Raw genomic sequence first — 287 nt, 5'->3', positions numbered from 1 at the left:
CCCCGGGAGGGGAGTGAAATAGATCCTGAAACCGTGTGCATACAAACAGTAGGAGCGGACTTGTTCCGTGACTGCGTACCTTTTGTATAATGGGTCAGCGACTTACATTCAGTGGCAAGGTTAACCAAATAGGGAAGCCGTAGAGAAATCGAGTCCGAATAGGGCGATAGTCGCTGGGTGTAGACCCGAAACCAAGTGATCTACTCATGGCCAGGATGAAGGTGCGGTAACACGCACTGGAGGTCCGAACCCACTAATGTTGAAAAATTAGGGGATGAGCTGTGGGT

Annotated in this window: 1 rRNA gene; it reads left to right on the top strand. The window is 50.5% G+C overall.

Going from position 1 to position 287, the window contains the following annotated elements:
- Positions 1 to 287, top strand: a 23S ribosomal RNA gene (locus tag GEV02_RS33915); the annotation flags it as partial.

The organism is Rugamonas aquatica (assembly GCF_009380215.1).
GTDB classification, from domain to species: domain Bacteria; phylum Pseudomonadota; class Gammaproteobacteria; order Burkholderiales; family Burkholderiaceae_D; genus Rugamonas; species Rugamonas aquatica_B.
The sequence above is the reverse complement of the archived record's forward strand: the minus strand, read 5'-3'. Positions and strand labels throughout refer to the sequence as shown.